Below are 5,058 nucleotides of genomic sequence, written 5' to 3'. Positions count from 1 at the left end.
GGCCGGCCCGTGCCCGCCGTGGCCACGCCGGGCACCGGCGTGTCGAAGGCCAGCGTGGCGCTCGCACTTCCCAGCTGCAGACTGGTGCCGGCGATGGCGGCATCGCGGTTGTCGCCGTTGCTGCTGGCCGCGATGTAGCTGCCGTCGGCCGTGCCGGCAACCAGGCTCTGCTGCGTGGCATGCACACGCATGCCGACGTTGCCAGACGCATCGCGCACCAGGTGCAGCGGCACCGCTGCGCCACCCACCAGGCCGATGACCATCGAGCCCGACAAGGTGCCGCCCGTGGTGGTGGCACCGCCGGTCGGCGAGGTGGTGTAGACGTCGAAGGCGCCGCGCGTGGTGTTGAAGGCGAGGTAGCCCTTCTCGGTCTGCGTGCAGTTGGCGTCGTAGACCATGAATCCGCCGGTGGTGGTGTCGCGGCAGTACTGGAAGGTGCCCGCATTGCGCAGCCGCACCGCGCCCGCATAGCCCGTCGCCGCGCCGGCGCCCGCCTGCTGTACGCCGGCCGCGTTGGAGATGGCGGCCACCGGGTTGAACACGGTGGGCGTGCTGCGGTTGTCGAAGGTGGTCTGGAAGGCCACGAGCGATGCGAAGCCGCCGCCCGCTGCCCGCGTGACGCCGCCCGACAGCACCCCGCCCGGCGCGAAGGTGAACAGCGCCCCGCCCTCCCCGCTCGTGTAGCTGCACTGCCCCTGCGGCACCAGCGTGCCGCTGCGCTGCGTGCCGACGGCGCGCTGGCTGCTGGCATCGATGGTCACGGTGTAGGCCAGCGTGGCCGGGTCGATCTGCACCCGCAGTTCCTCGCCCGCCATGTTGCCGCCCTTGTAGGTGGTGACCGAGGCCGGCAGGTACTGGCAGGCCAGCGGATTGCCCACTTCGGTCACGCAGCTGTAGTTGACCGACGCGTCCAGGCTGCCGCTGCCGCGGTACTTGGGCCAGGCCGGGAACTGGCAGAGCGGCCGCGTGCGCCCGTAGCTGCCGGCCACAGTGTCCATGGCCACGGGCGTGGCCGGCGCCAGACCCTTCTCGGCCCAGGCCTCCAGCGCGCTGAGCGAATCCCAGCCCGGAATGAAGACGCCCGTGCCATGGCCCATGCCGGGCACGGTGTAGAAGCGCAGGCTCTGCGCCGCCGAGGCCGCACCCACCGTGGCCACCACGCGGTTGTAGTAATCGATGGTGGAGTTGGGGCTGATCACCTCGTCGGCCAGGCCGTGCAGCATGATGAGCTTGCCGCCCCGCGTGAAGAAGGGCGCCAGGTTCGGGTCGGTGGCATCGGTCAGGGCCGACACGGTGGTCACGCGCGAGGTGAAGGCACCCGGCGCCAGCGGATCGAAGGTCAGCGAATCGAAGGTTGCGTCGCGGGTGACGAAGAACTTCACCCACTGGTCGCCGGTGACATACATGTTGGCATCGGCCGAGGTGGCCGGATTGCCCGGCACGGGCCGCGTGCCGAGGTCTCGCGTGGTGTACGGGCCCGCCACCAGCGCGCCTTCGAGCAGGTTGTAGCCGCCGGCCCGCGTCACGCCGTTGGCCAGCGTGTAGCTGCTGAAGTCCAGCGGCGACTCGATGGTGCGCACGGTGGCCAGCTGCGCGTCCGACAGGCAGCTGTCGCCCGCGTCCATGCCACCCGGGCAGCGCAGCGAGGCCAGGATGGCGCTGTTGAGCTGGCGGCAGCTCTCCACGTTGCTCACGATGCTGTCGGCAGCGCCGTCCAGACGGTCGCAGGCCTGCAGCACTGTGCGCTGCACCAGCAGCGTCTTGGCCACGTTCATCCAGCCCGCGCCACCGTTGGCGTACAGCGCCCGGCCCAAGGCCACGTTCGACAGCCGCGTGCCGCTGTAGTTGAGCGCAGGCTCGTTGGCGATCACGCCGTCGTAGTCGGCCGGCCAGCGCTGGATGTAGGCCAGCGCATCGCGCCCGCCGGTCGAGGTGCCGAGAAAGTAGGCCTTCGTTGGCTTGCGGCCGTAATAGGCCAGCACCAGCGCCTGGGCCACGTCGCGCGTCTTTTTTAGCGTGAGACCACCGTAGTTGGCGAGTTGCTCGTCGTTGGTGGCGAAGCGGCCGTCGGTGATGCTGCTCGACTGGTGACCGGAGTCGTCGCCATAGGTGGCGTAGCCCATGGCCAGCGGCGCGGCCTGATCGGGCGGACCGAAGCGCACGGGCTCGGTGCCGTCGATCAGCCGGCCGTTGAAGCCGCCGCCGCCGAACTGGATGGTCTTGCCGTTCCAGGCCAGCGGCAGGTTGACGGCGAACTGGATGGCCTGCGCCGAAGCATCGACCGGCTGGATGCTGCCGCGCACCTGGCAGTAGGCGCCGAGCGTGTTGGCCGGATCGGCGGCCGAGATGGCGACGGCTGCCGTGACCGTGGCGCCACCGGTGGGCAGCGAGATGGCGCTGGCCGGCAGGCTACGGCCGCCGAGTGCCGCGCAGTCGACCGTGGGCGCGGCAGGCGGTGCGCTGGCCGGCGGCGGCGTGTCGCCTGGCGCGGGCGCCGGCGCGCCGGCCGATGGGGACGAAGGCAGGAAGGCGAAGCCGCCACCCCCGCCTCCACCGCCGCCGCAGGCCGCCAGCAACAGGCCGAGGCCCAGAACGGCGCCCCACGGACGGGGACTTGAAGCACGGGGAATGGCGGTGCGAGGGCCCTGGGGCTGCATGGTGATCTGTCTCCGGTAAGGCGGCTCCCGGCCGCTCTGATTAAAACGATGTCGGGCCGCACGATAGGCAGCGCCTGACCTAGGGTCAAATAAAATAATCGGGCACTTTTGATACCAAAAAGATATGGAGACACGTGCACTGCGCTACTTCCTGGCCGTGGCCCAGACCGGCCACATGACGCGGGCGGCCGAGCAGCTGGGCATCCAGCAGCCGCCGCTTTCCGTGCAGATCAAGGCGCTGGAGCGGCAACTGGGCATGCCCCTGTTCCGCCGCCATCCGCGCGGCGTGGCGCTGACCGATGCCGGCCGCGCCTTCCAGGCCGAGGCCGAGCGGCTGATGCAGGACATGGCGGCCATGGAGGCCCGCATGGCACGGCTGGCGCGCGGCGAGGCCGGCGTGCTGTCGGTGGGATTCACAAGTTCTGCCGCGGCGCACCGCTTCGTGCCGCAGGCGCTGCGCGAATTCCGCCGGCAGTACCCCGGCGTCGAACTGCAGATCAGCGAGAACAACGCGGCCGAGCTGACCGAGGCGCTGGCCGCCGGCCGGCTGCATGGCGGCCTGCTGCGCGTGCCGGTGGCGGCACCGCCGGGGCTGGTCTTCGAGACCCTTCTGCGCGAGCCGGTGCTGGCCGCCCTGCCCATCGAGCATCCGCTGGCGGCCGGGCGACGTGCGGGCCACGCGCTGTCGCTGGCCGAACTCTGTGCGCAGCCGCTGATCCTGGTGCGCCGGGCTGGGGCGCCCGGCCTCTATGCCGAACTGCTCTCGCTGGCGCATGCGCGCGGGCTGCGGCCGCAGGTGGTGGCCGAGGTGGAACGCATGATGAGCAACCTGAACCTGGTCGCCGCGGGCGTGGGCCTGTCGGTGGTGCCGGCCTCGATGGAAGGCGTGCATGCCCATGCCATCGCCTACCTGCCCCTGGCCGATGCGGAGGCGCTCGATGCGCCGCTGACCCTGGTCTCCCGCGAGGACCAGGACAACCTGCCCGCGCAGCGCTTCACGGCACTGGTGCGGGCGCTGGCCGCGCAGGAGGCCCCGCCCGCAACGACCACGCCCCCGGCACGCACGTCGCCGCGCCGCACGAAGAAGGCGCTGCCATGAGGGCCTGCCACGCCGCTGCGCACAGCCGGCGCAACGCGGACGACACCGACGGCGGCTCGACGGACGCGAGCGCCCCCCTGCCTCGCCGCACCGTCGCCGCCGGCCTGGCCGCCTGCGCGCTGGGCCTCGTCGGCCCGCGTCAGGCTGCCTTTGCCGACGAGATGCCCGACTGGCCGCGCCGCCCGCTGCGGCTGATCGTCGTCTACCCGCCCGGCGGCGTGAGCGACGGCATGGCGCGTGCCCTGGCCGAGCCGCTGTCGCAGGCGCTGGGCGTTCCGGTGGTGGTCGACAACCGGGCCGGTGCCGGCGGCAGCGTGGGCCTGGCCCTGCTGTCCCGCGCGCCGGCCGACGGCCACACGCTGGCCTTCTCCGCCATCAGCCCGCTGACGCTGCAGCCCCTGATCGGTCCCGTGCCCTACGAGCCGCTGCGGGCCTTCGCGCCGGTGATCGGCGTGATGCACACGCCCGTGCTGGTGGTGGGCACGCCGGCCTTCGCGGGCCGGGGCTTCGAGGCCCTGATCGCGCAGGCCCGGCAGTCCCCGGGCCGGCTGCGCTGGGCCACCTCGGGCGTGGCCACCATCGGCCACCTGGTGCTGGCCCAGGTGCGCGCCGTCAGCGGCACGGCCATCGTGCACGTGCCCTACCACGGCGGCGGGCCGCAGCTCACCGATGCCCTGGGCGGCCAGTTCGAGGTGCTGTCGACCAACGTGGCGGCGCAGCAGCTGCAGTACATCGCGGACGGCCGGCTGCAGGCGCTGGCCGTGGGCGCGCCGCGGCGCATCGACGCCCTGCCCGGCGTCCCCACGCTGGCCGAGCTGGGCCACCCGGAGGCCAACCGCGACTCGCTCTTCGGGCTCTTCGCGCCCGCGGACACGCCTGCGCCGGTGGTGCAGCGGATCAATCGGGAAGTCGACCGCCTGCTGCGGCAGGACGACATCCTGCGCCGCCGCCTGCGCGAGGCCCACAACCTGCCGGCCGGCGGCAGCGCCGAGGACTTCGCGCGCGAGATCGTCGCCGACCGGCGCCGCAACCGGGCGCTGGTGGCCGCACGGCCTGCCGCCTTCGACTGAGAAGGTGAGCGACCCGGGCGCGGCGTCCGGTCAGCGACGCCGGGCCAGCGCCGGGCCAGCGCCGGGGCCGCGCGGTCACGCGCTGTCCGCGAGGTCTCCGATGCGCTCGCGCAGCGCGCTGGCGCGCCAGATCGATGCCCAGAAAGCGCTGGTCGACGCCAACGCCGAGAGCTACCGCCTGTCGCAGGCCCGCTTCAAGGCCGGCGTGGGCAGCCACCTGACCGTGCTGAGC

General features: G+C 72.7%; 3 protein-coding genes and 1 pseudogene. 3 read left to right on the top strand and 1 reads right to left on the bottom strand.

The features are described from left to right. A partial coding sequence (locus tag QZ772_RS07530) for a tannase/feruloyl esterase family alpha/beta hydrolase (protein WP_295524431.1) occupies window positions 1–2,657 on the bottom strand: 2,657 nt, incomplete at its 3' end. Window positions 2,658–2,781: 124 nt separating this feature from the next. Here QZ772_RS07530 and QZ772_RS07525 point away from each other — a divergent pair. The 3 genes and pseudogenes from QZ772_RS07525 to QZ772_RS07515 form a co-directional block, all read left to right on the top strand. Then, window positions 2,782–3,756, top strand: a complete 975-nt coding sequence (locus QZ772_RS07525) for a LysR substrate-binding domain-containing protein (RefSeq protein ID WP_295524430.1) — start codon at window positions 2,782–2,784, stop codon at window positions 3,754–3,756. Beyond that, entirely contained in the window at window positions 3,753–4,826 is a 1,074-nt protein-coding gene (locus tag QZ772_RS07520) for a tripartite tricarboxylate transporter substrate binding protein (protein WP_295524428.1), read from the top strand. The genes QZ772_RS07525 and QZ772_RS07520 overlap by 4 nt, the downstream gene beginning before the upstream one ends. An 81-nt stretch (window positions 4,827–4,907) precedes the next feature. Next, window positions 4,908–5,058: pseudogene (locus tag QZ772_RS07515) on the top strand (multidrug transporter); the annotation flags it as partial.

Origin of the sequence: uncultured Pseudacidovorax sp. (genome assembly GCF_913773995.1) — a bacterium.
GTDB lineage: Bacteria > Pseudomonadota > Gammaproteobacteria > Burkholderiales > Burkholderiaceae_C > Xenophilus.
The sequence above is the reverse complement of the archived record's forward strand: the minus strand, read 5'-3'. Positions and strand labels throughout refer to the sequence as shown.